We start from the raw sequence: 22,483 nt of genomic DNA on the forward strand, positions 1-22,483 counted from the left end.
TCTCCTCTTTATTGCAAAATAAGCTTCAGACAGTTTCGACCTTATCCGACAAAATACCTGCATGGGATATAAAAAGGATAAAAGCACCGCGACAAAACGCAAGACTTTTGTCATTTTACAACTTTCCCACTTCCTCCCTATACATTTGTGCTATAATTTCCATTAGTTTTTCAAAGGGCAATTCAGACTAAAACAGAAATCGGTGATGACATGTTTCAGTTCAAATGGCTATGGCACAATCTGAAAGGGGATCGGGTAAGGTACATTATCGCACTATGCTTGTCAGTCGTAGGCTCGTCGCTTACGATTATTAATCCTTACATCGGTCAACGCATCGTGGACCACTTCATTGCTGGGGACGGCGCGGCGCAGCATCTGAGCACCGAACGCGGGCTCTTGATCGGCCTTGTGCTCGGCATGGTCGGCTTCTCCTTGTTAAGAACCAGCCTGTCTTATTTCACAACGCTGACGTATGAGCGCGCCTCACAGAACATGCTGTTCCGTGTTCGGGTGTACCTGTACAACAAAATCCAAGGTCAGGACATGCGGTACTATGATCGGAACCGCACTGGCGATCTTATGACCAAGATGACCGGCGACCTCGAGATGGTGCGTCACTCCTTGGCATGGATTATTAAGACGATCATCGAATCGCTGACGGTGTTTGCAGCAGCGGTCGTCTACTTCTTCTTCATCGACGCTGAGCTCACGTTGTGGCTGCTCCTGCTGTCGCCTCCAATTTGTATTGTTGCGTTCATCTTCGCACGGCGTGTGCGCCCCATGTATGTCGAACTGCGGGAAAAGCTCTCCCAGCTGAATACGACAACGCAGGAGAACATCGCCGGTAATCGGGTCGTCAAAGCGTTCGCACGCGAGGACTTCGAAATTGAGAAGTTCACCGAGAAGAACGTTAATTACTCCAAAGCCAACAAAGCCGCAGCGCTTGTCTGGCTAGACTACTTCCCTTACTTAGAAATATTTTCTCAAGCGTTCCTCGTCATCCTCATGCTTGCCGGCGGTTTGTTCGTCATGGATGAACGGATCACGTTTGGTGAATTTTCCGCTTTTTCTGCACTGATCTGGGGCCTATCTAACCCGATGCGCACCATTGGCATCGTCATCAACGATATTCAGCGCTTCTTCGCCAGCTTGAGTAAAATCATCGACGTCTATTACGCGCATCCCGAAATCGTTAATGAGCATAACGCAGCTGTGAAGAAGCGTTACCGCGGCTATATTCAATTCGAGAATGTGAGCTTCAAGTACGACAGTGCAACGGTGCTCGAAAATATCAACTTTAGCATTGATCCGGGCGAGACGATCGCCATCATGGGGGCAACAGGTGCTGGCAAAACAACGCTCATTAACCTCATTCCCCGTTTCTATGATGTAACGCGAGGACGCGTACTCGTCGACGGCATCGACGTGCGCAAGCTGGCGCTTGACGAGCTGCGCAGCAATATCGGCGTGGCGACACAGGATGTGCTGCTGTTCTCCGATACGATCGACGGCAATATCGCGTTCGGCGACCCGGATATGCCAGAGGAGGACGTGACGAAGTTCGCCAAGCTTGCTGCAGCACACGACTTCATTGGCAAAATGCCTGAGAGCTACAATACGATTGTCGGCGAGCGCGGCGTCGGCCTGTCGGGCGGACAGAAGCAGCGTATCGCATTGGCACGGGCACTAGCTGTTCAGCCGCCGATTCTGATCCTCGACGATACGACGTCCGCCGTCGATTTGGAGACCGAGGAGCATATTCAGAAAAGCTTGCGGGAGCTCGATTTCCCATGCACGAAGATCATCATTGCGCAGCGTGTATCCACAACAGCGCAGGCTGACCGTATCCTGATTCTCGAAGGCGGCCGCATCATTGAGGAAGGTACGCACGCGGAGCTTCTGGAGAAACGCGGTTATTACTACGATGTATTCATGCTGCAGAACGAGGGCATTGGAAGGGAGGCAATGGTGAAGTATGGCAAGAAATAAATTCGATATCGACGAGAACCTGGAATCACCGTTTAATATCAAGCACTTCCGCCGGGCGCTCGTCTACATTAGACGGCAGCAGAAGCCCATGATTATCGCGTTCGTGCTTAGCGCCTTGTCAGCCGGCATCTCGCTCTCCGCGCCGCTCATTATGCAGCATATCGTAGATGTTACGATTCCTGCGAAAGAGAAGCAGTCACTGTTCTGGTATTCGCTACTTATGCTTGCAACGATTGTCGTCAGCGTTATACTCGCCACAATCCGATCACGGATGATGACCCGTGTCGGGCAAGATATTATCTTCGATATTCGGATGGATCTGTTCAAGCATCTGCAGAAGCTGCCGTTCCAATATTACGACGACCGTCCGCAGGGCAAAATCCTCATCCGCGTTGTCAACTACGTCAACTCCGTATCGGACGTACTGTCCAACGGGATTATCAACCTGATCTTGGAGATCTTAAACCTACTCTTCATCGCGATCTTCATGTTCGCCGTTGATGTTAAGCTGTCGCTCGTTATCCTAGCGGGACTGCCTATCTTCTTGGGCGTCGTCCTGATGATCAAGACGAAACAGCGCCGGGGATGGCAGAACATCTCTAACAAAAGCTCCAACCTGAACGCTTATCTGCAAGAAAGCATTAGCGGCATTCGCGTCACGCAGATTTTCACACGCGAGCAGCATAACGAAGAAACCTTCACGCGTCTGTCGACGAATTACCGTTCAGCTTGGATGAAGACGATGTATTACAACTTCTTGATGCCGTTCTCGGTCGATAATTTGGCGACGCTCGTGACGGCAGCGATCTATTTTGTAGGCTTGCTGGCGATTGGGCCGGAAGAAGCGACCTTCGGCGTCATTCTAGCGATGAGCAGCTATGCGGCGCGCTTCTGGCAGCCGATATTGAACATTTCGAACTTGTACAACAGCTTCATCAACGCCGTCTCTTATCTGGAGCGTATCTTCGAGACGTTAGACGAACCGGTTACCGTCAATGATGTGCCTGGCGCAAAGGAGCTACCGCCGATTAAAGGCCGCGTGACCTTTGATGATGTGACTTTCGCTTATGATCCAGGCGTTAACATTCTGGAGAAGCTGACGTTTGACATTAAAGCAGGCGAGAGCGTTGCACTTGTCGGTCCAACAGGAGCCGGCAAAACGACGGTCGTCAACCTGATCTCGCGGTTCTACAACATCACTGGCGGCAAAATCCTCATCGACGGCCATGATCTCTCCACGATCCAGCTGAGATCCTTGCGCAGCCAGATGGGCATTATGCTGCAGGACAGCTTTATTTTCTCAGGGACGATTATGGACAATATCCGCTACGGTAAGCTCGATGCTACGGAAGAAGAAATCATCGCGGCTGCGAAAACCGTCTGCGCTGACGATTTCATCCGCGAATTCGAGAAAGGCTACATGACTGAGGTGAACGAGCGCGGTTCGAAGCTGTCCCAAGGACAGAAGCAGCTGATCTCATTCGCCAGAACGCTGCTCGCGAATCCGAGCATCCTCATTCTCGATGAAGCGACTTCGTCCATCGACGCTCAGACCGAACGCTTGCTCCAGAAGGGACTTAATGAGCTGCTCAAGGGGCGGACGTCGTTCATCATCGCGCATCGTCTCTCGACGGTGAAGAACTGTGACCGGATCATGTACATTTCTGACAAAGGCATCGCCGAGAGCGGCTCGCATGACGAGCTCCTCGCGAAGCGAGGCAGGTACTATAAGCTGCATTCGGCGCAGAAGATGGAAGCGACTGTGTAGTTTAGGGAGATAGTAGAAGATTCAATGAAAATAGCCCCCGATCTCCGCGTGAGATCGAGGGCTATTTTTTCGTTGCAAACCTATCATTAGTAATGATGGCATGATTACAGCTCGAACAGTCTCGCCACCTGTTCCCGATTGTCGATAAACCACTGAATTCGGGCGAGCTTAGTACCTAGATGTCCGTGCAAAATATGATTGCAAGGCAGCAGCACCACCGCGTAGTGGAACAACTCCAGCTCCTCGATCGTCAGTTTGATCGACTCGGCATACGCTGCGGCGTAGGCTTCCGCTTTCTCCCATTGAAACTGCAGCTGATCGTTCAGCAGCCCAAACAGCGGATAAGCTGCATCAATAATTCGCGGAGCGATGCCGCAGCCGTCCCAATCGATCAGAATGACGCGATTGCTCACAGCATCATATACACCGTTGCTCTCCCCTACATCTCCGTGGATGATCGCTTTCGGAAGGGAGGACAGCTTAGCGAATCCCGGCGTAAGCTTCAGCAGGTTCGACCGATGCGGCTCGGGGACGCTTGGCAGCCTGTCGTTGACGATATCTCCTATCAGCGAATCCAAATCCCATTGCGGCAATTCCGGCGCTGCTTCGATCCTATGAAGTCGCCCAAGCGTATGTCCGACCCCGGCAAACAGCTCCGAGCTCCCGCTAAGGCTTGTCCCTTCAATAAACGGATACAGATAGCAAGCCGTATCGCAAACGGAGTTGTCGGAATCGGAATTCCATTCGAAATCGATAAACAACCTTCCTGCAACGGTGCTGCGAAGATTAATCATGCCGTTAAAGCCACTTTCGCGCAAATGCTCGTAAGCGGGCACAACCTTGGCGTACACTGCTGAGCGATCGTTAGCTTTTAACACAAACTTGCCTTGGCTCGTATGAAGCAAAGCAACGAACCGCGATCCATAGCCTTCCATGAAGGACGTGATGCGTACCTCCTCAAAGCCATATTCGCTGGCCACCTGCTCCATCAGTCGATCTCGCTGTAAGCTCGTTAGGACATCGTCGTTCATGAATGCTGCCTCCTACCTTCCAAGTTTTAAAAAAGACCGCCTATCACAATAGGCGGCCCTATCTATAACCGTTCAAACCATTACAATACCGTGCGAAGGCTCCACAACTCTGGAAAATGCCGCTGGCTGACGATATGCTTCAAATAATCCACGCCGGACGAACCGCCGGTTCCGCGCTTGAAGCCGATGACCCGCTCCACCGTTCCCATATGGTTGAAGCGCCACTGCTGCTGGCGGCTGTCGATATCAACAAGCTTCTCAGCGAGCTCGTACAGATCCCAGTACTGCTCGACATCGCGGTATACCGTCAGCCAAGCTTCTCTTACGCTATCGTTCTCTGCATAAGGCTGTGACCAGTCGCGCTGCAAGTACTCCGGATCGATCGGCAAACCGCGCTTCGCAAGCGCTCCAATCGCCGCATCGTAGATGCTCGGCTCATTCATCGCATCCGTCAGCTGTTTGTGCAGCTCCTGCTGATGCTCATAGACGGCAAGCACGCTCGGCTTCTTGAGGCCTAGCACGAATTCGATCAGGCGATTCTGATACGATTGAAAGCCGGAGGAGCTGCCAAGCGCATGCCGGAACTCCATGTACTCCGCAGGTGTCAGCGTAGATAATACATCCCAAGACTGGATGAGCTGCTGCTGGATTCTGGATACACGGGCGAGCATTTTGAAGGCAGGCTCCAAGTTGTTCTGCTGGACGCTGCTGCGTGCGGCATTCAGCTCATGCAAGATGAGCTTCATCCATAGCTCGCTAGCTTGGTGGATGATGATGAACAGCATTTCATCATGATGACCAGACAGTCGATGCTGGCTGGACAGAATTTGGTCGAGGTGAAGGTAATCACCGTAAGACATGGACTTGGAGAAGTCGGAAACGAGATTCTCGTTGTTATTGTTTTGCGGTGTAGGCGTGTCGGCCATCTGTTCTTAGCTCCTTTTGTCTATGATGTGTATGGTCGAAGCACGGCTCGCACGGGACTGCCGTCCGCTTCTGCAAGCGGGAGCGGGAGCGCGATGAGCTCATAATCTCCTGGGGCGACGTGTTCCAAGGCGAGCCCTTCCAGGATGTGAATGTCATGCGTGTGCAGACCGTGATGGGCTGCAAGCTCTTTGCTGTCCAAGGGATCGACCGAAGGGACATCGACTCCGATGAGACGGATGCCTCTGGCATGTAGGAATGGCGCTATATCTGCCCTCAGACACGTAATTTGTGACGGGAATTCGTCGGCGTTGGTCCATGAGCTTGTGCGCAGAAGCAGACGAGTAACCCCATCGAGGTCGTACGCCACCAGATCCTCCGCACCTATGCTCGAGCGGCCAGATACATCGATCATACGCGCCGGTCCGATGTAGAGCTGCAGGTCGAGATCCATGATTTTGCGGCCATCATTGTCAAAATGAAACGGAGAATCCACATGCGTCCCCGTATGAATGCTCATCGTCAGCTTGCCTACGTTCACCGAGCCGCTTTGCTCCTTGGACCAGCTCACTTCATAGTTGAAAGCCGTATCCCCCGGCCAAGTCGGCGCACCATTCATCAATGGACGAGAAATATCGATCAAGGTCATCTCTCTTAAACGCTCCTCTCTCCATCTTATGCGACAACATCGCGCGTATTGGCGAATTTCTCGTATTGCTTATCCGCCATGATGGTTTTCAGTCGCTGTACCGTTTCCCATACGTCACTGTAGCTTGTGTAGAGCGGAACAGGTGCTAGACGAATGATGTTCGGAGCGCGGAAATCCGGCACGATGTGCTGCAGCTCCTTGAGCGCCTTGCAGATCCGCGCGGCATCCTGATGCTCGAGGCTCACATGACCGCTTCTGCGATCATCCTCTAGTGGATTGCCGATTGTGAAGTCGAACGCGCCTAGTTCATGCTCAATTAACTCCATCATATATCGCGTGATGTGCAGCGATTTCTGACGAAGCTTCTCGAGAGTCGCTTCTGCGAACAGCTCGAGCGAACCGATGAGCGGCGCCATGCTGAGAATGTTCGGCGTCCCGATCTGGAATGCACCCGCAGTCTCCGCTTGGTGGAATTGATGCTCCATATCGAACTGCTTATCTTTGCGCGAACCGAACCATCCTGCAAGGCCAGGGGAAGTCCCGTGGTGCTTGCGGTTGACGTACAGGCTCGCTGTTCCTCCCGGTCCGCTGTTCAAGTATTTATAATTGCACCAGAAGGCAAAATCAACGTCCCACTCACTGAATTGGTGAGGGATCGATCCAACCGAATGGCAGCCGTCAAAACCAATCAAGATGCCGCGCGCGTGCGCTTCAGCTGTCAGGCGCTTCATATCGAGAACTTGCCCGCTCCGGTACAGCACCGCTGGTAGCACGATAAACGCAACCTCGTCTGTCATCGCTGCGATAATGTCCTCTTCGTGGAGGAAGCGTCCATCACGGCTTGCCACTCGAATGAGATGCTCATCAGGGTCGTAGCCATGCAGCTTGAGCTGGCTTTGCAGCGCATAGATGTCTGAAGGGAAATTCAGCTCATCCGCGAGAATCTTCGTGCGAGTGCCTTGCGGTTTATAGAAAGTAGCCACTAGCTGATGGAGGTTCACGGTCGTTGAGCCCGTTACGATTATTTCATCTACGTCAGCCCCAACGAGCGGAGCGCTCATGGCTGCCAGCTTCTCCGAGAGGTAGAACCATGGGTACCCGCCCTGCGTCCAACCGTCGATACCTTGGATTTTCCAAGCTGCGAGTATATTAAGCAGCGACTGCTCTGCTCGCTTGGATAATAAGCCAAGTGAGTTACCGTCCATGTAGATGGAGTCTGGATTTAAGTAAAATTCGTTGCGAAAATAGGCAAGCTCATCTTGCTTGTCGAGCTCTTGGGCATATTCAAGGGAATATGGATTTAGGTTGTGTGGGGTGCTTAACATGGTGAGCCTCCTTACTCCTGCTGAAATCGGTTGCAAGTTGCTTGATTATCTTAACTTAGATTTTGCAGGGGAGTCAACGAACGAAGTCCATCACGGCAAGGAATGAATTTGAAAAAAATGGATAATCTAATGGGGATTATACTGCGAGTAACAAGGGGTTTTAAGAGATGCTTCTGTTCTTGTATATCTTACTGAACGCAGCTGTAGTATTCGTATTCATGAAAACGCGAAAAGCGATGCACATTCTTGAAATCTTTGTGTACTGGTGGATTGCTTCCTATATTTATCAGAACTACTCTGCGCTCTGCTTTATGAATTTCAAGACATTGATTATTCCCGACATGTTTACGCCTAAGGCTGCACATTTCCTGAATCGAATGGTTCTCTATCCGCTGCTCATGGTTGTGTTCCTCCAACTACTGCTAAGGATGAGCTCTTTCCTGCGAAAGCTCGCTTTATACATCGGCTTCATCCTCCTCTTCTCAACGCTTGATGGACTGGATCATGTATCCGGCATACTGATTCACGCTGATTGGCGGGCCTGGTGGACGATCGCGCTCTGGGTAATCACATTGCCCTTTCTAGTCGTATGCATGAAGCTGTTTCGCAACATTCTGTTCAAAGGGGGAAATTCGGCATGAATGTGACATTCGATTGGAACGAATGGTTCTTCATTATCACCGCCACATTAGCATTAATAGTCTTCTGCCCCATTCGAAAATACTTCTCTCTTGCGATGGTTGTTATCATCTGGATGTACAACTTGGTTTTAGTGGCATCCATTGATTACTTTTTTATCGCTACTCCGTTCCACCTGTATTATTTCGGCGATAATCCGACGTATGAGCTTTCGGGTGCGCTGTATCATTTCTTCATGTATCCGAGCTGCTCTACGATCTTTTTATTTCTTTACGATAAGTTCGAGCTCTACGGGCGAAAGACTATCTGGTATATTGCTTGCTGGACGGGATTCTCGCTATTCTTCGAATGGTTATGTGTCCAGAACCATGTGCTGAACTACACTGGCTGGAAGCTCTATTATTCCATCGCCTTCTATCCAGTGGCTTCTGTAGTGCTAATCGCGTTGTTTCGGTTTACGAAGAGGAAATTGCATGAGCTTGAGCTTCCTAGCCTACGGGTATAAGGAAACGAAAGACGTGACGGATTGATCGTTTAGGGCGATCAAGAATTTCCGTACACGTCTTACGTTTGCCGCTATCGTTTACTTACTGATCATGTTCTGTGCCAGCAAGTTCAGCAGCACTGTAACAGCCTCTGCTCTTGTCGCGCGGTCTTGTGGAACGAATCGGTTGGTTGTTTATTTCAAGGCTTTCTGCTGGACGAATGCATCAAGAGCAGTTTGTTTTACCTCTTGCACCTTATCGGCGCCGGCTTTCACCAGCTTGTCATTGTATTCCTGAAGGAACTTATTCGGGTCGAGCGTCCCGGAGTTCAGCCCTGCGCCTCCCCGGATCCCACCCGATTCCAATTCGTGATCCCAACACCGTAAGCGCATCTGCCATCATTTGCATATGTAAATACTCCCCATCATTCAAATTCAGTCTTCCAGTCATTGTGGCACATTGCGGGTTCGGCGTTTACTGTTAAGATTGAGGGATGTGTCATTAAAACGAGAAAAAAAAGACCCGAGCGATTAATTATCGCTCGGGATTCGGTTTAGTACTTAACGCCCGTAATGCCTCTCGCTGGGTGACGAACAAATAGTCCCCGGCAAGTAACTTTACTTCGGCTCCCCGCAGCGCTGCTTCCTTCAAATGCGGTGCCAGGAGCTTAACGCCAGACTCCATTACGAAAGAAGTAAGGATATAGATCCCCGAAGCCCGATTAATTCCAGGAATCAACTCATCCACTAGATTCTCGGTAATTAGCTTAATGTCAGGCATCGTGAACCTCGATCAGGTAGATGCGATCTTGGAAGCCGCCTCGCTTCTCAGCTTTAACCATGCGCACTTCCTCCAACTGATCTGGTGTAAATCCATGCGAGACTGCCAATGCGTGGAGTAATTCTAAGACATCTGCCAACTCCTCAAGCGCTTCATCGTCCGTCTCTGCAGTCAAGTACTCCTCTGTTTCTTCATTCAACTTGGTTCGAAGTTCTGTCCGATACTCTTCTTCATCCAATATACGTGTCGACATCGTACTCCCGCTGTTGCTGATAATTTCCGGAATGCGGTCTCGGACAAGTTTGTTGTAGATTGGCATGATTTCCAGACTCCTCGGTACAAGTAGTAGATTCTTTAGTTAATGCTTTGCTTCCCTTAAGACTTTTACATGTGCCGCTCGTACAGTAGGATCAGTAATGTTAGCAGCTTTAAGACTATTCTCAATATTTATAATGTCAACTGTAGTAAGTGATGGCTCACCAACTGTTGCACGAAGCCTATTCAATTTGCGTGTAACAAACTCAGAAAGTTCAACATCGTATACAATAAGCTCATTGGATTCTATCTTCCGCAAATCTGGATCAATAGCAAAACGACAACGCATAGTAAACGATACCATAGAGATATAAAGTAGCGAAGGATGGTTTTGCAGTACACCTTCAAGAGCTTTAATATGTCCATAGTTTTGCATGAGTGGGTTGTAAAGTTTATACCTCTTGTTTACCGTCCAATTCTTATCAGTCCTACTTCCCTTTATTTCACCATTATAGTTTTTGGTCTCAATGACAATCAGCCCGTATGGAGAAATGATAACATGATCGATTTGAGAGAAACCGGAACGAGCCTTTGTGTTGCGAATCATAAGATCGCTTAAGTAGCGGCACTCTTTCTGTAACTGATCGAGTTGAATGTTGATTTTATGCTCGCCAAGCTCTCCGATGCGAGTGGATTCAATTTTAGGTTTCTGGGAAGTTTTTTTCTTGGCATCTTTTGCCTTTGCTTTAGAGACTTCTTCTTTACCGAGCCCTAACATGCTCAGAATCTTTTTAAACATAGTTTCAATTCCTTCCTTAAGGTCCTCCATCGAATTGAAAAGTTTGATTACCTCACAGACAACCCTAACATTTCAACAAACTTCACATCAGCTGGTGCAAACTCATACTCAAATAATTGACCATGGCTCACCCACTTATAATCATCATGATCAACTAGCTTAATCTCACCGCCAAGAAACTGGGCCTTATACGCGATTAACTTAATATGTAACTCTCCATAGAAATGGTCATTTTCTCCGAAAAATTCATATGGATCAATCTCAATATTCATCTCTTCTCGCAGTTCTCTGCGGAGACATTCCTCCGCCGTCTCATTGGCTTCAATCTTACCTCCAGGAAACTCCCACATCCTTCCCTGCGACTTTCCTTCTTTACGTCTTGCAATCAGAATTTTTCCCTGCTTATCCTCGATTATAGCTGCCGCTACTAGTATCACGCATAATCACATCCTCTTTATCAACTTCTGTAATAACTTCAACATCGCTAGCTAAATCAACCTGCTCATGATTGAGCTCGACCTTTACATGCCCTTGTCGTCGTTGTTCACGCCAAAATCGAATGTCTTCCTCAGATTCAAGCCTCAGTTCTGAAATTTCAATTGCGCGATCAAAGATATATTTTGACGTGAATAGTAATGAGTAAACACCGTGTCCACCTGGGATAATTGGCTTCTCTCGTTGTTCCCAACTCTCGACCATAAATTTTACATATAACTTGTCCTCAGTAGCTGCTCGCGTGGGAATTTCCGTGATTTCTTTCCTTCTAAGGACCTGCCAGTGCTTGATCTTACCGAACCAGTGAATACCAGCGCCTCTACCTTCCGATTCGAACTTCTTCACGGATTGGTACATCGCAATATACTCCAACTGTGAGAGTATAGTATGGTCCGTCAAATTCTCAAGAGGCACATGATAGAACCCATACTTCAATGCATTATCTAGTTGGTCGACATTGCGCAAGGAGCCTACCAGCATGTTCCTTCCATTCAACTGGTTCTTGTAATAAGTCTTCGTGCCGCTTGGCCTTGTTGCGCGTTCGTATGACTTCTCGGGACTGTCCATAATAATCTCATCCAGAAAATCTTCCATTAGCATCGTTGCATTAGGCAAGAACGGAAAGGCACCTACATTGACAATTTGTATGCTTTTATAGAATCGATGCTCTTTGTACTCCTCCTCATTGTGATATGGGAATAGCACATACGCTCCAAACATACTCCGCTCGAGTCCATCGGCAGCATCTTCTTCATAGACAATCGCATCTCTATATCGATGCATCGTGTTAATATCTGATTCCTCAGGTCCAGGTGTCTTGTAATTCCTCTTATACGGGGTACCTTCATATGCCGGATCCAATCTGTACTTCGCATCAAAAATGTATTTGTACACAGTCTTCGAATCGTTCTTCTTAAGTGTCAGCACATTATCTGGACGCTGAGAAACCGTTGGTGTCTCTTCCCCTTGCGGTAGTGTGTTGTAATATAGCGTAAACACCTCACCGTTCTTGGGGTTCCGGTAAACCATCTTCGCCTTCTGCGTTTTATCTAGCGTGACAAAGATACCTGTACGATTCACTTTGATTATATCTTGCTTTAGCAGCTCATATTTACGGCTAAGCAGGTCATGAATTTTGAGGAAGCACCAGTACTCATAGAGCTGTGCCAAGTCTTTCATCGACAATTGGAACAAGTCACTTTGAATCGATAGCCCTTTCATCAGCATGAGATAGTTACGATACACTTCCCGGTACCCTGGTGCCATCTGTAGTACAAGCGTAATCGACAACTGGCGCATATCTTTAACCTGCAAGAAATCCAATCCAAGTAGCCGCTGTATCTGAATTTGCATGTCTGCGAGCTGATGGGAGAGATGCGGATCAAGGACCTTCCCTCTTTCAGTTAGACGTTGCTTTAATACCTTCAGCTTCTGGGCAATTCGGAGTAATACCCATCTCACAAACCGGTTCTCATTCGTATCGTAATCCACATAGCGTTTGGTCTCCAGAGCATGAGTTGGATTGTAGCGTTGCCCATGAATAGTAACCATGCCTTGGTTGTCTCTCTCAAAAAGATGCGGATGCTTGCTAAGGAACTGCACATTCCTCTTCCCAGGCTTCCTAACCCTCCCTGACGAGACTATTCGATGCTCAACCTGATGTTTAGAATGTGGTGCAAACTGAATTCGCTCCACCGCTTGAATTAACTGACCAAAGACATGTTTGAGAATGGAAAAGAACTCCGTTAGACTCTGGTTCTTCGTCTCTTTGAGTCCTGTTAGATTGTACGTCTTCCGCAGAAAATCAAACGATAAGTTATAGATCTGCTGATTCACGTCATTCAGGATCATCTGATAGTCATGCTTGTAATCCATTTTCACTGGAAAAATCTCTAGCTGTAACGTGAGCAACGACTTCCCATGCATCCGCAACTCTAGGTCGGTTAATCCGACTTCGTTCTGGAAGTTTAATATACCAGAGAGAATTTGACCCTTGCCCAGTGGCTTCACAGCTTGCCGAAGATTCACATTCTCATGGTAGAAGCTTATAGGGAGATCATCTTTCTTCTCAAGAACAAATTCATATGGCTGCGTCTCAAAGAACAAAGGATAGGCTTTCTCCCCCACTTGCCATTCCACAAGCCTTCGAGCTTCCGGGTTAAATACTAGTATGTTCTCTACTTCTAGCATCCCAGAATTCAAGGACAGTAATAACTGAGCAGGAATAAGCTGCTGCTCCTCGTTACGATGAAGCTGCAGCGAATCCACAGTCGGATGAAATGGCTTTCCGTGAATGTAAATATTAAATGCGGTGGTCTCAATACGTAACAACTCGATGCTGCGATTAGGAGAGCCAATAGGAGGTGAATCCATCTTCCTCTAACCTCCGGAGCATGAATGCCAGCTTGCGTGCACTTAGCGGATATTTTGCTTCTTTCTCTTGTTCATTCGATCGCAACGGCATATAGAGCTCAGATGCATCATCCATCAAATTGTTAATGGTTAAGTTTCTTCCTAGTGCTTCCTGTAGGAGTTGTAATAGCACTCGCTTGACTGATGAACTGCTGCCCTGAACGCGTGGTAGTAGCTTCTGTAGCAATTGCAAATCAAACGCCTCATTCTCGCTCATTAGCTCGTACTGCTCATTATGAATCATATAGAAACATACAGCGTCCCGGATCCGGAAGCCCACATGGGAGTGGACTTGCTCAAGAATCTCGTTAATCTTCACCAATTGTGCTGTTACCCGCCGTATTAGCTCCTGATTAGGTCCAAAAGCGTCAACGAGCTGCAGGTACTCACTCCGCAAGAATGAATTAGAGACTCGTAGTGAGGATGAATCGGCCATAGATCCCATTGGGAATTGCTCGAGATTGATATAATTGAATTCGATTGTGTTAGCGCGATCAAGCACCTTTTTACTAAAAGGATGCGTAGTTTCATCCATGTTCACTGTGCCTATAAGATAGACATTGTCAGGAAGCGCTAGCCCGCCATAGATTGGCCGGTCCTCGGCGATCAAACTCTCTTTCTGAATAAGTGGTACCGTAACGATTCGACCATTTTGCCACTCCTGTGTTTCAATTACGCTGAGTAGGTCACTGAAGTAGTGCTCCACTCGCGCTAGGTTCATTTCATCCAAACAAATAAAGTATGGCTTATTCTGATTTGTTTCCTTGGATGCCTCAACAAGAATTTCAGCCAACTGACCAGGTCGGAAGGAGCCTGTTAAGTCTTTATAACCAAGTAAATCCGACGGGTCACTCCAATCGGGACGAACAGGTATCAATTTAAATTGAGCACCGACAGCTTCCGCGAAGAGCTTAACAAGCTTCGTTTTTCCTGTACCAGAGACCCCAGCTAAGATCACAAAAGGCTTACTCTTCAAGGACAAGTAGAAGTTTTCAATTAATCCTTGAGGAAAGTGGAACCCTTTACTCTCGATATAAGATTTAATATGAATTATTCGCTCTGCTACCGATAACGTGTCCACCAATTCCACCACCTCGTTATATGTGAACTCGTCTTTGGTTTTGCGAATGTACTGGAGCTCCTCTAGCCAGCTCAACATAAACCGTGCCCGATTCTCCTGAGTTACTGCCCCCCACTCGGCGTCCATTCCTAGCTCGGCAATAAATAATGGTTTAAAGGACTCGAGCTTAAACGTTCCAAGCTCCTTCACAATCGAAATACCCATGTTCATACATTTAATCAATCGACTTGCATGTGGTTCAAGTTCACTGCTGGCAAGAACATCTTGGAGATGCTGAACCTGACCCTGACTTAATATCCAGTTTTCCTGGCTTAAGGATCGGTAATATTCAATTCCACTATGTGTAAGAGAATGTTCATTGTCTTCAATTGCTGTAAAACCCAACTCTTGTAGCGCTCGCCCAATATGCTGGATTCGCTCTTTTGGATTTTTCACATCATCGCCGGACTTTAACACCGATGCTTGGTTGTTGATAAGCTCTTCTATGGAAACATAACGATCTTGATTCATTCCCAAATATCGAATGATTCCATTTCCTAAATATAGATGAGCTATTGTGAACGTAAATGCAGGCCGCTCAATCTGCTGTTCTTGCTTATTCTCAAGCACTTTATCTGCATACATTCTATAGTTGTCGACAACATTTCGAAGATCTTCGAGTAACTGCGTATCCTCCGGAATGTTGTTCCGTTCGTAACGAATCGATGCAACAATCGCAGCCTGATAGTCATCTCCAACCCCAGCAATATTCTCATCAATTTGCATATTTTCAAGCGGTAAGTAGCTTCGCATCTCGTCGGACTTTTGCTTGAAATATTGATAGGCTCCCTTTCTTCTGTATTGTTTAATTGGTTCGGTTACCCCATGTGCTAGTGTCAGGTATACTGCGCTCATATCTTCAGAGAAGAGATAGACAATATATTCGCCACTCTGGATCGATGCGTTGATACGTTTATCTAGTATTGCGATCCACGGTACACCAACCCAGTTTCCTTGGCCAATAGATCCCTGCACCTTGTAATCTGGACCGACGAATTCCTGTGATATAATAAATGAAGGGATCTCCTGTCTAACCATAGGTCCAACGGGGTGCCCGCCGAAGTTTTGAGTTTTGTAATCTAAATAATTGTTTAACAGCTGATCAAACGCAGCTTTCAATGAAAACGAGGAGTTAGTGAGCGCTTCGTTATAGGCTTCTAGTTCAGATTGTGCATACTCCCTGAGTTCAGTCAGAAGTTGATCATTGAGTATTGACCATATATGAGTTGTAAAGGTGATCGTCTCCGAATTCGCTTCCAGAATAGACTTGAGCGCATCGATTGGGGTTTGTAGGAGAGTCTTAGTTTGGGCTAGAGTAAGCGTCTCCCAATTCGGAGCTACTTTCTGAGGTGGCGAGTCCACCTTAGTTCCTGCATCGGTAGCGTTTCGGAAATAAGACAAAAACCGCTCAGCAACAGCATTGAGCGGTAGGAATTGAAGCTTTGTTTGTTGGTATTCATCCAATATGGATAGGATCAAGATCATTTTGTAGGATTTTTGTTTTACACGAAATATAGAAGCCAGTTCAATTGGAAGTGTCATATCGTTTCGCTCCAAATCGCAAATTTGACAGTAGTGTCCCGAATTCGATGGGATAGCCCAAAATTAGGAACCAAGCTTATTTACCAGATCCCTTTTCGATGCAAGTTCACTAAAGTTGTAGTGGAATAAGGTATTTCTCAACATAAACAGCAGGTTTAGACTCCTTAAAAACAACCTGTTTTCACTAGTTTGTAAGGGCGATAAACAGATTCCACTTATCGCTAATTGTATCGTATTAATTTGTTGTTCAGTAATACCTAAGAGGGACCGTTTAACCTTTTGGGTTCTGTTAATAGCAGACAATAATTCAATGCATTTTCTTATCCTATCAAAATTGTTAGCAGTTTCTTGTATCGAACATAAATCTTCACAAAAATCTGTGAATCCATCACTGTAATTTTTCTTGATAATGTTGACAACTTTGTGAGAGCTACTCGTTTGTGTTACTAAAATATTGATGATTGTTTTCATACGTTGGCTGTTACTAAGGGATAAGTCTGACCCGATGATTTCATCAATTTCTTTCTTAATTTGCTTCTTTTGAATTAATCTATTTATCCTGTTAAAAGTATCAAAGCTGTTCAGGAAAGACATTAATATATCAAAGTCTTCCTCACTCATAGCAGTTAACAATGAAAATAGGTCAAACCTGTCACGTAACTCTGTTAGAGTGGCTTTAACTTCAACACATCCATTTACTACACGCATAAGTTTACGAATTTGAACTAAGTCGCGTAGTTTTAACGTAAGTGAATCTATTGATTGAGTTAAATGGTGAATTTCACTTGAACTTTTTGCAGCAATGAGTTTTTCAGAAAGTCCCTCAGTATCGTCACTTTTCCTTCTTTGTGCCTGTTTTGCGAGTTCCTCAGCCAGCATACTTCGATACAACCTACATATTCGAATGGTTTCTTCCCCTACTGGTGTAAGCCCGAAGTGAAAAACTTCATCCTGAAGTTCAATGTGATCCTCGTAATTATCGAAGTATGCATGGATAATTCTAAAATTACTTATAGGATATGTGCCGCTTGACCCAACCGGAAGAGAATGCGCTGCTTGGGTCCCTTTGGATGAATTACATACAGGACAAGCGATTGTTAAATTATGTGGTTCAAATGTAAAAGCAGGATAATGTTTCTTGTTGAGAATATGTTCAATATGTAATACTTGCGAGGTGAGATTGAACTCAGACTTACAATAAAAACACGATGTTACCGCTACTCCATCAACGGGACTTTGATGAATGATATTAATATTAATTAAATGAGCACGTATTGCCGCTTTTAAGTTATCAAATTTGCTTTGTTCCCAGGAGTCAGGATTCAAAGGTAAATTATTCACAACCAGAGTCTTTTCTGTAGTAGTCAGCGTATATGGTAATTTCATACGACTATTAACCTTTCAATGATTTTTTCAGTAACAAATTTCAAAGGGTCTTCTGCCCTCAATGAGTTATGAATTAACCTTACTTCCGTAACATCCTCATCAGTTATAGCTTCCGGATCAAGACTAATTTTCTGCAAGTATGAATCCAGTCTCTTTGCAACATATAAGTTTCTTGTTGTATATACTCCGAAGATATTATAGAGGACATCCTCTACCGACCAACCGAAAGTATTTTCATCGTGCAGCTTTGATTCTACTGTGTCATATTCCCCCTTATTGAGGGATACAATACTTGAAGACTCCGGTTGTAGATCGGATATTAAAAAATGTGAATGGGTGGCTACGATAAAATGTGAGTGGCACCCTGCAAAAACTTTTTTAAGACAGTTCATATACTCGAGTTGCCAGTTTGGATGAAGACTGATCTCCGGTTCGTCTAGTAAAACGAGAGAATTCTCTTGTAGGTTAGCAAGTAGTTGGGATGTGGTGAATAAAAACTGTTTTTCACCTGAACTAGCTTCTTCAAAATCAAATAAATCCTTCCTGGCAATCTTCAATTTTGGAAGTCTCAAATATTTTAACGAAATTAATGCGGATAAATACTCATAATCTTTAACAAAATTTATGTTGTTTGAAATGTCATTTAGATCAATATCATAACAAAGTGTTGTGTTTTGTTTAGTGATGCTTATTAATCTATTCTTGACTGTAACGTTTATAAAATGGATTAATGAGTCGATTTTTTCCCTTGTCCAATTCTTAACTTTATCCGCCCTAAAGTCGGACGTTTCTTTAATATTCTTAATAAGTTCCTCGATTTCATTGTTATCCAATATGCTATTAAAAAATGTATTTGCACGTCTCTGTGCTTCAAAACATATCTGTACTCTTGGTTCGAGTTTAAGAAATTCCAACGTTTCTGTTAACTTATCTATCCTTACCTTGTCTATAGAGATAACACTCAAATTATCAACTATTTTTTTTATTGTGGAGTTAGAAAATGTAACATTAGAGGCGTCTCGTAAACCTAGATATTTATATAATTCATATGTCTCATCATTTTTCTTATTAGGAAACATGAACTTATCATTTGACATGTAAGATAACGCTAAAACGTTGCTCGGTAGCTTTAAATTATCAATCTCAATTTTTTCTTTATTTTTTTGTAATTTGACACTCTTTTTTTGAACCTCCACCTGATAAATATCATTATTCATTTTATAGGTGATTTGAAACCAGTTGTTTTTTAAAACAAATCTACCTCTCTTTTGTTTCTTTAAATGATCCAACCAACGGAAGGATTCAGCAATCTGAGAAAGGATAAAGCTTTTCCCCATACCATTTGGACCTATTAAAAGGGTAGTGATAAGATCACCACCATATGGTTGTTGTGGCTGCAAGAAATCAATACTTAATGTCTCTTTATCATTTTGAAACCAATACTTTAGTAATTTGAAATTACCCACTATACACCCTCCGTATCAATTCCAGGATCTGAAATACTGCATCTAATTTCTCAATTAATACCTACCAATAACTCTAGTTCAAATGATTCAATACCAATTGAAAACATGAAAGGGTCTAATGCAGTAAGTTGATCATTCGTACGTTTGTTGATCAGTTATGCGTACAGGTGATACTTTATCCCCTGTAACCGTATTCCATCGTTGTTAACGAGTATAAGTAAAAAAGCCAAGGAAAGTATCTCCTCGACTAATAATTTAACATAATCTGTTATTACAGGTCATTCATTGTTTTCACTCTCAATTTAAAGCTACCCTCAGCTTAGCTATATTTTTGCTTAATTTCAGCAATCCACGCCGGAAGTTTGGTAGTTAGCGTCATATTATGCCTTAATAAGCTACCTGCCGTTTGGTTGGTTGCCTTACTAAAATCAACACTACTAATGAGTTCATTGATATAAGGAACAACATCAGGCTGTGATGTAGAATATGAGTTCACTGACTTGCCAAGTAATAGACTATCTAGTCCCCACTCTAAAGAAAATCCATTGACTACATTCTGCAGCTTACTTGCTTTCCAAACTTCAAATGCTTCATCAAAATCCAGACCGCTCGATAAGTTACCAGGCACAAGCTCAGTATCTACAAATTCTTTCAATAACTTTGCTTGCTCGTATTCCCCCATGTTACTCAACTCTTGTATTTGTTCATAAATAATACGGAGTGTTTCACTATCTACCGTTTGCACGCCGTTGGGGGAGGTAACTTTTGAACCAATCAATTTAAGGATATGATTCGCATCGATTACTTGCGTTCCCGCCAGCTTAGTTTTTCCAACAAGTGGATTAATTGGTGTTGGCGGAGGTGGAGTTCCTGGCTTCCAAGTTAAGTTTTTATAGGCACCGACATATTGCAACCAAGTGTGCTCATCAATACCAAAGTCTACTTCAACCCATATAAATTCATAGTATTGTCCCACTAAATTTAGCTGTTCGGCAGCATCTTTAAAAGCAAGTACAAATGCTTCTTTTTTCCCTTCATCATTTTCAATTGTCTGCCATTCAGTAGGATCAGGTAGAGTCGGAATCATTTCTATAACTTTTATTGCTAGTTTCTTTACAGCAGTTTCATAAGTATCCACGATTGCTTTACTGCTCTTGCCACCGCTCCCATACAGTTTCAAAGCTGTATCTACGATTTGCTCGGTAAGCCGTGGATATTGGAAGTTGATAATCGTTCCAAACTCTTTATTTGAGCCAAACACACGGTTTGTTCGTGAGTAGGCTTGAATCAGACCTTGAAGTTCAAGTGAACGGTCAACATAAAGTGTATTAAGACGCTTAGAATCATAGCCTGTCAGTAATTGATCTGCCACAATGATTAGATCAATATTCTTGGAATTTCGTCCACTACCGCCGCGAGTGGCACGCTCCACGAGATCTTCAAAATAAGCATCCTCACCGTGTTTTTTATCACCGGCAACAAACTCAATACCTGTAAATACAGCGTAGTCCTTAAACATACCCTTTACAAGTTTAGGATCTATTGGTGTAGGATCATTTTCATTACCGAAACTAAACGTCATAGCCACGTTTAACTTTTCTCCACGAGCTGTCAGTTGTTTCTTGAATTCATTGTAATAAGCGATCACTCGGTTTTTATAAGCCACTGTTAAAATAGCATTAAACTCTCTACCTTGTGATTGAGATTCCCAGTTATTTAGAATCTCTTCAACCACACGCGGGATATGCGTTTCATCTTGGTATGCTAACAATCCTCGTTTTTGAGCTTGCTTTTCAACGTCAACTTCTGACATCTCTTGAACTTGACGTTCGATTTCTCTTTCCGTCAACTCAGGATGTTCTTCCTTGATCTTCTCAGCTAATTGTTCTCTTAAATCATCATAACTCTTGAATTCTCCAGTGTTGATATAGTCAACGTGAAAACCTAATACGTTTTTATCCGCAATCGCCTCATCAATCGTATATTGATGTAACTTGGGTCCAAATAACTTCTCAGTTGTATTGATGACTTCGCTTTTTTCATTGACCTTCCCTTTGGTCTTGTTTTCATCAAATAAAGGGGTTCCGGTAAAGCCGAAGAAAAGTCCATTTTTCTTGAAATAACTCTTAATGGTTCCCATCATCTGTCCCATTGTCGTACGGTGAGCTTCATCAATGATAAAAACGATTTTCTTATCTGCTAAACTATGATCATGAGCTTCTTCCAGCTCTTTAACTAAAGAATTCAGTTTGAATGTGGTCGTTACCACAATTCCATTTTTCACTGATTTAAGTATCTTTTTAAGCTGGTAGGTGTGCTTCGTATCATCAACGGAGACAGCCTCGTAAGCAGCATACGCTTTGAAGTTCTCACTTGTGCGATTGTCTAGCTCTCGTCTATCAACAAGGAATACGACCTTATCAAACCCTGCTCTAGTCGATAAAAACAAAGCTGTCTTAAAACTCGTAATGGTCTTCCCTGAACCAGTGGTATGCCAAACAAATCCGCCATGAGGAATTTTCTCATCATTGTCCCAACCGAAAGCAGCACCTTCAACAGATTGTAGGGCATACACTTGATATGGGCGCAATAGCATATGTCGCCTATTTTCTTCATCTTTAGCTTCGTCAATCACCAAGTAATCTCCGACCATTTGATGAGCCATTGGAATCATCAGAAAGTGCTCCACTACTGTTTGCCAATTGTTAATCGGTTTGTTGTCTTTATCGGACCAATGAAAGACAAAGCTAGGGTTAAAATCTCCTACGGTTTTTGGAGTAGCAAAATATCGAGTAGCAATTTCAGAAGTAATGACCATCATCTGCGAAAAGGCCATAAAGTTATTGCTGTATTCGCCGTCACGATAGTAGCGTATAAACTGTCCAAATGCCTCGTCTAGCGTTTTGTCCGTACGTTTTTGCTCAATATTAATTAATGGTAAGCCATTGATAAGCAAGACAAGATCAAAACGGTTGTTATTTGATGTCTGTACTTCTCTAGCAATTTTATAGCTTGAATCTCCGCCACGGACTTCAGCTTTTTTAAATATGGTCAACGTGATTTGTTTTCTCGTGATATTTGGATTGTCATCTCGGTAAATGCCATCAATCTTTCCTTTTGATTCTTCAATGGCTAAAATTTTGGCTGCCTCATAGCTGTTACTGATACGGTTAACTTTTGCCATGACTTGTTTGAATTCGTTATCCGTTAATTCCACACCCTCCAGCTGGTCGGCATTAATACGGTTCAATTCGCCACGCCAATGAGCAACCAGATCAGCTACGGTCACTTTTTGAATATTTCCATCTAAGAAGTCAGGAGCTTGCCATTTATATTTTTTAAGCTTTTTAACAAAATTTTCTTGATAGGTTTTTTCTGCTGCAGTTTTTGGTGCACTACTCATAACTTACGCTCCCTT

The 22,483-nt window shown here is 44.7% G+C and carries 18 protein-coding genes; 4 read left to right on the plus strand and 14 right to left on the minus strand.

Annotated features, from left to right (window positions below; translation table 11 throughout):
- Positions 1-210: 210 nt before the first annotated feature.
- Positions 211-1,989: an ABC transporter ATP-binding protein gene (locus tag BMY11_RS25650; protein ID WP_090582795.1), complete on the plus strand. Its 1,779-nt coding sequence runs from the start codon at positions 211-213 to the stop codon at positions 1,987-1,989.
- A complete protein-coding gene (locus tag BMY11_RS25655) occupies positions 1,976-3,757 on the plus strand; it encodes an ABC transporter ATP-binding protein (RefSeq protein WP_090582797.1) in 1,782 nt (593 codons plus the stop codon). The genes BMY11_RS25650 and BMY11_RS25655 overlap by 14 nt, the downstream gene beginning before the upstream one ends.
- 104 nt (positions 3,758-3,861) lie before the next feature.
- Here the strand turns inward: BMY11_RS25655 and BMY11_RS25660 are convergent, their stop codons facing one another.
- From BMY11_RS25660 to kynU, 4 genes are all read right to left on the minus strand, one after another.
- On the minus strand, positions 3,862-4,788 hold the full coding sequence (locus BMY11_RS25660; RefSeq protein ID WP_090582799.1) for a phosphotransferase: 927 nt from the start codon (positions 4,786-4,788) through the stop codon (positions 3,862-3,864).
- 80 nt (positions 4,789-4,868) lie between these two features.
- Positions 4,869-5,714: a tryptophan 2,3-dioxygenase gene (kynA, locus tag BMY11_RS25665; protein ID WP_090582801.1), complete on the minus strand. Its 846-nt coding sequence runs from the start codon at positions 5,712-5,714 to the stop codon at positions 4,869-4,871.
- A gap of 20 nt (positions 5,715-5,734) precedes the next feature.
- A complete protein-coding gene (kynB, locus tag BMY11_RS25670) occupies positions 5,735-6,361 on the minus strand; it encodes an arylformamidase (protein WP_090582803.1) in 627 nt (208 codons plus the stop codon).
- A 26-nt stretch (positions 6,362-6,387) separates the two neighbouring features.
- Positions 6,388-7,686 carry a kynureninase gene (gene kynU / locus BMY11_RS25675; RefSeq protein ID WP_090582804.1) on the minus strand — a complete coding sequence of 433 codons (1,299 nt, stop codon included), beginning with the start codon at positions 7,684-7,686 and terminating at the stop codon, positions 6,388-6,390.
- Positions 7,687-7,853: 167 nt separating this feature from the next.
- Between kynU and BMY11_RS25680 the strand changes: the two genes are divergently transcribed.
- Complete coding sequence (locus BMY11_RS25680) at positions 7,854-8,327, plus strand: hypothetical protein (protein ID WP_090582806.1); 474 nt, start codon at positions 7,854-7,856, stop codon at positions 8,325-8,327.
- Positions 8,324-8,830 carry a hypothetical protein gene (locus BMY11_RS25685; RefSeq protein WP_090582808.1) on the plus strand — a complete coding sequence of 169 codons (507 nt, stop codon included), beginning with the start codon at positions 8,324-8,326 and terminating at the stop codon, positions 8,828-8,830. Before BMY11_RS25680 ends, BMY11_RS25685 begins: the two co-directional genes overlap by 4 nt.
- Positions 8,831-9,004: 174 nt before the next feature.
- Here the strand turns inward: BMY11_RS25685 and BMY11_RS29025 are convergent, their stop codons facing one another.
- The 10 genes from BMY11_RS29025 to BMY11_RS25735 form a co-directional block, all read right to left on the minus strand.
- The gene (locus BMY11_RS29025) at positions 9,005-9,175 is read right to left on the minus strand and encodes a DUF3502 domain-containing protein (RefSeq protein WP_177182830.1); all 171 of its coding nucleotides are present in this window, start codon (positions 9,173-9,175) and stop codon (positions 9,005-9,007) included.
- Positions 9,176-9,344: 169 nt separating this feature from the next.
- Positions 9,345-9,590 (minus strand): phospholipase D-like domain-containing protein, encoded by a 246-nt coding sequence (locus BMY11_RS25695; protein WP_177182831.1) that lies wholly within the window; start codon positions 9,588-9,590, stop codon positions 9,345-9,347.
- Positions 9,583-9,909, minus strand: a complete 327-nt coding sequence (locus BMY11_RS25700) for a nucleoside triphosphate pyrophosphohydrolase (protein ID WP_090582812.1) — start codon at positions 9,907-9,909, stop codon at positions 9,583-9,585. The genes BMY11_RS25695 and BMY11_RS25700 overlap by 8 nt, the downstream gene beginning before the upstream one ends.
- Before the next feature lie 39 nt (positions 9,910-9,948).
- Positions 9,949-10,644 (minus strand): nuclease-related domain-containing protein, encoded by a 696-nt coding sequence (locus BMY11_RS25705; RefSeq protein ID WP_090582814.1) that lies wholly within the window; start codon positions 10,642-10,644, stop codon positions 9,949-9,951.
- A 47-nt stretch (positions 10,645-10,691) separates the two neighbouring features.
- Complete coding sequence (locus BMY11_RS25710) at positions 10,692-11,081, minus strand: (deoxy)nucleoside triphosphate pyrophosphohydrolase (RefSeq protein WP_090582816.1); 390 nt, start codon at positions 11,079-11,081, stop codon at positions 10,692-10,694.
- The gene (locus BMY11_RS25715) at positions 11,047-13,512 is read right to left on the minus strand and encodes a restriction endonuclease-like protein (protein WP_090582817.1); all 2,466 of its coding nucleotides are present in this window, start codon (positions 13,510-13,512) and stop codon (positions 11,047-11,049) included. Before BMY11_RS25715 ends, BMY11_RS25710 begins: the two co-directional genes overlap by 35 nt.
- A complete protein-coding gene (locus tag BMY11_RS29030; RefSeq protein ID WP_177182832.1) occupies positions 13,484-16,213 on the minus strand; it encodes an MrcB family domain-containing protein in 2,730 nt (909 codons plus the stop codon). Before BMY11_RS29030 ends, BMY11_RS25715 begins: the two co-directional genes overlap by 29 nt.
- A gap of 63 nt (positions 16,214-16,276) precedes the next feature.
- Positions 16,277-17,599: an HNH endonuclease gene (locus tag BMY11_RS25725; protein ID WP_090582819.1), complete on the minus strand. Its 1,323-nt coding sequence runs from the start codon at positions 17,597-17,599 to the stop codon at positions 16,277-16,279.
- Positions 17,596-19,065 (minus strand): AAA family ATPase, encoded by a 1,470-nt coding sequence (locus BMY11_RS25730; protein WP_177182833.1) that lies wholly within the window; start codon positions 19,063-19,065, stop codon positions 17,596-17,598. The genes BMY11_RS25725 and BMY11_RS25730 overlap by 4 nt, the downstream gene beginning before the upstream one ends.
- A gap of 319 nt (positions 19,066-19,384) precedes the next feature.
- On the minus strand, positions 19,385-22,468 hold the full coding sequence (locus tag BMY11_RS25735; RefSeq protein ID WP_090582823.1) for a type I restriction endonuclease subunit R, EcoR124 family: 3,084 nt from the start codon (positions 22,466-22,468) through the stop codon (positions 19,385-19,387).
- Between the last annotated feature and the right edge of the window lie 15 nt (positions 22,469-22,483).

Origin of the sequence: Paenibacillus sp. OV219 (assembly GCF_900110075.1) — a bacterium.
Taxonomy (GTDB): Bacteria; Bacillota; Bacilli; order Paenibacillales; family Paenibacillaceae; genus Paenibacillus_Z.

Bases quoted from the DNA above. Each gene is read 5' to 3' on its own strand.
- BMY11_RS25650 (WP_090582795.1), top strand. From the start codon at position 211: ATGTTTCAGTTCAAATGGCTATGGCACAATCTGAAAGGGGATCGGGTA.
- BMY11_RS25655 (WP_090582797.1), top strand. From the start codon at position 1,976: ATGGCAAGAAATAAATTCGATATCGACGAGAACCTGGAATCACCGTTT.
- BMY11_RS25660 (WP_090582799.1), bottom strand. From the start codon at position 4,788: ATGAACGACGATGTCCTAACGAGCTTACAGCGAGATCGACTGATGGAG.
- kynA (WP_090582801.1), bottom strand. From the start codon at position 5,714: ATGGCCGACACGCCTACACCGCAAAACAATAACAACGAGAATCTCGTT.
- kynB (WP_090582803.1), bottom strand. From the start codon at position 6,361: ATGACCTTGATCGATATTTCTCGTCCATTGATGAATGGTGCGCCGACT.
- kynU (WP_090582804.1), bottom strand. From the start codon at position 7,686: ATGTTAAGCACCCCACACAACCTAAATCCATATTCCCTTGAATATGCC.
- BMY11_RS25680 (WP_090582806.1), top strand. From the start codon at position 7,854: ATGCTTCTGTTCTTGTATATCTTACTGAACGCAGCTGTAGTATTCGTA.
- BMY11_RS25685 (WP_090582808.1), top strand. From the start codon at position 8,324: ATGAATGTGACATTCGATTGGAACGAATGGTTCTTCATTATCACCGCC.
- BMY11_RS25695 (WP_177182831.1), bottom strand. From the start codon at position 9,590: ATGCCTGACATTAAGCTAATTACCGAGAATCTAGTGGATGAGTTGATT.
- BMY11_RS25700 (WP_090582812.1), bottom strand. From the start codon at position 9,909: ATGCCAATCTACAACAAACTTGTCCGAGACCGCATTCCGGAAATTATC.
- BMY11_RS25705 (WP_090582814.1), bottom strand. From the start codon at position 10,644: ATGTTTAAAAAGATTCTGAGCATGTTAGGGCTCGGTAAAGAAGAAGTC.
- BMY11_RS25715 (WP_090582817.1), bottom strand. From the start codon at position 13,512: ATGGATTCACCTCCTATTGGCTCTCCTAATCGCAGCATCGAGTTGTTA.
- BMY11_RS29030 (WP_177182832.1), bottom strand. From the start codon at position 16,213: ATGACACTTCCAATTGAACTGGCTTCTATATTTCGTGTAAAACAAAAA.
- BMY11_RS25725 (WP_090582819.1), bottom strand. From the start codon at position 17,599: ATGAAATTACCATATACGCTGACTACTACAGAAAAGACTCTGGTTGTG.
- BMY11_RS25735 (WP_090582823.1), bottom strand. From the start codon at position 22,468: ATGAGTAGTGCACCAAAAACTGCAGCAGAAAAAACCTATCAAGAAAAT.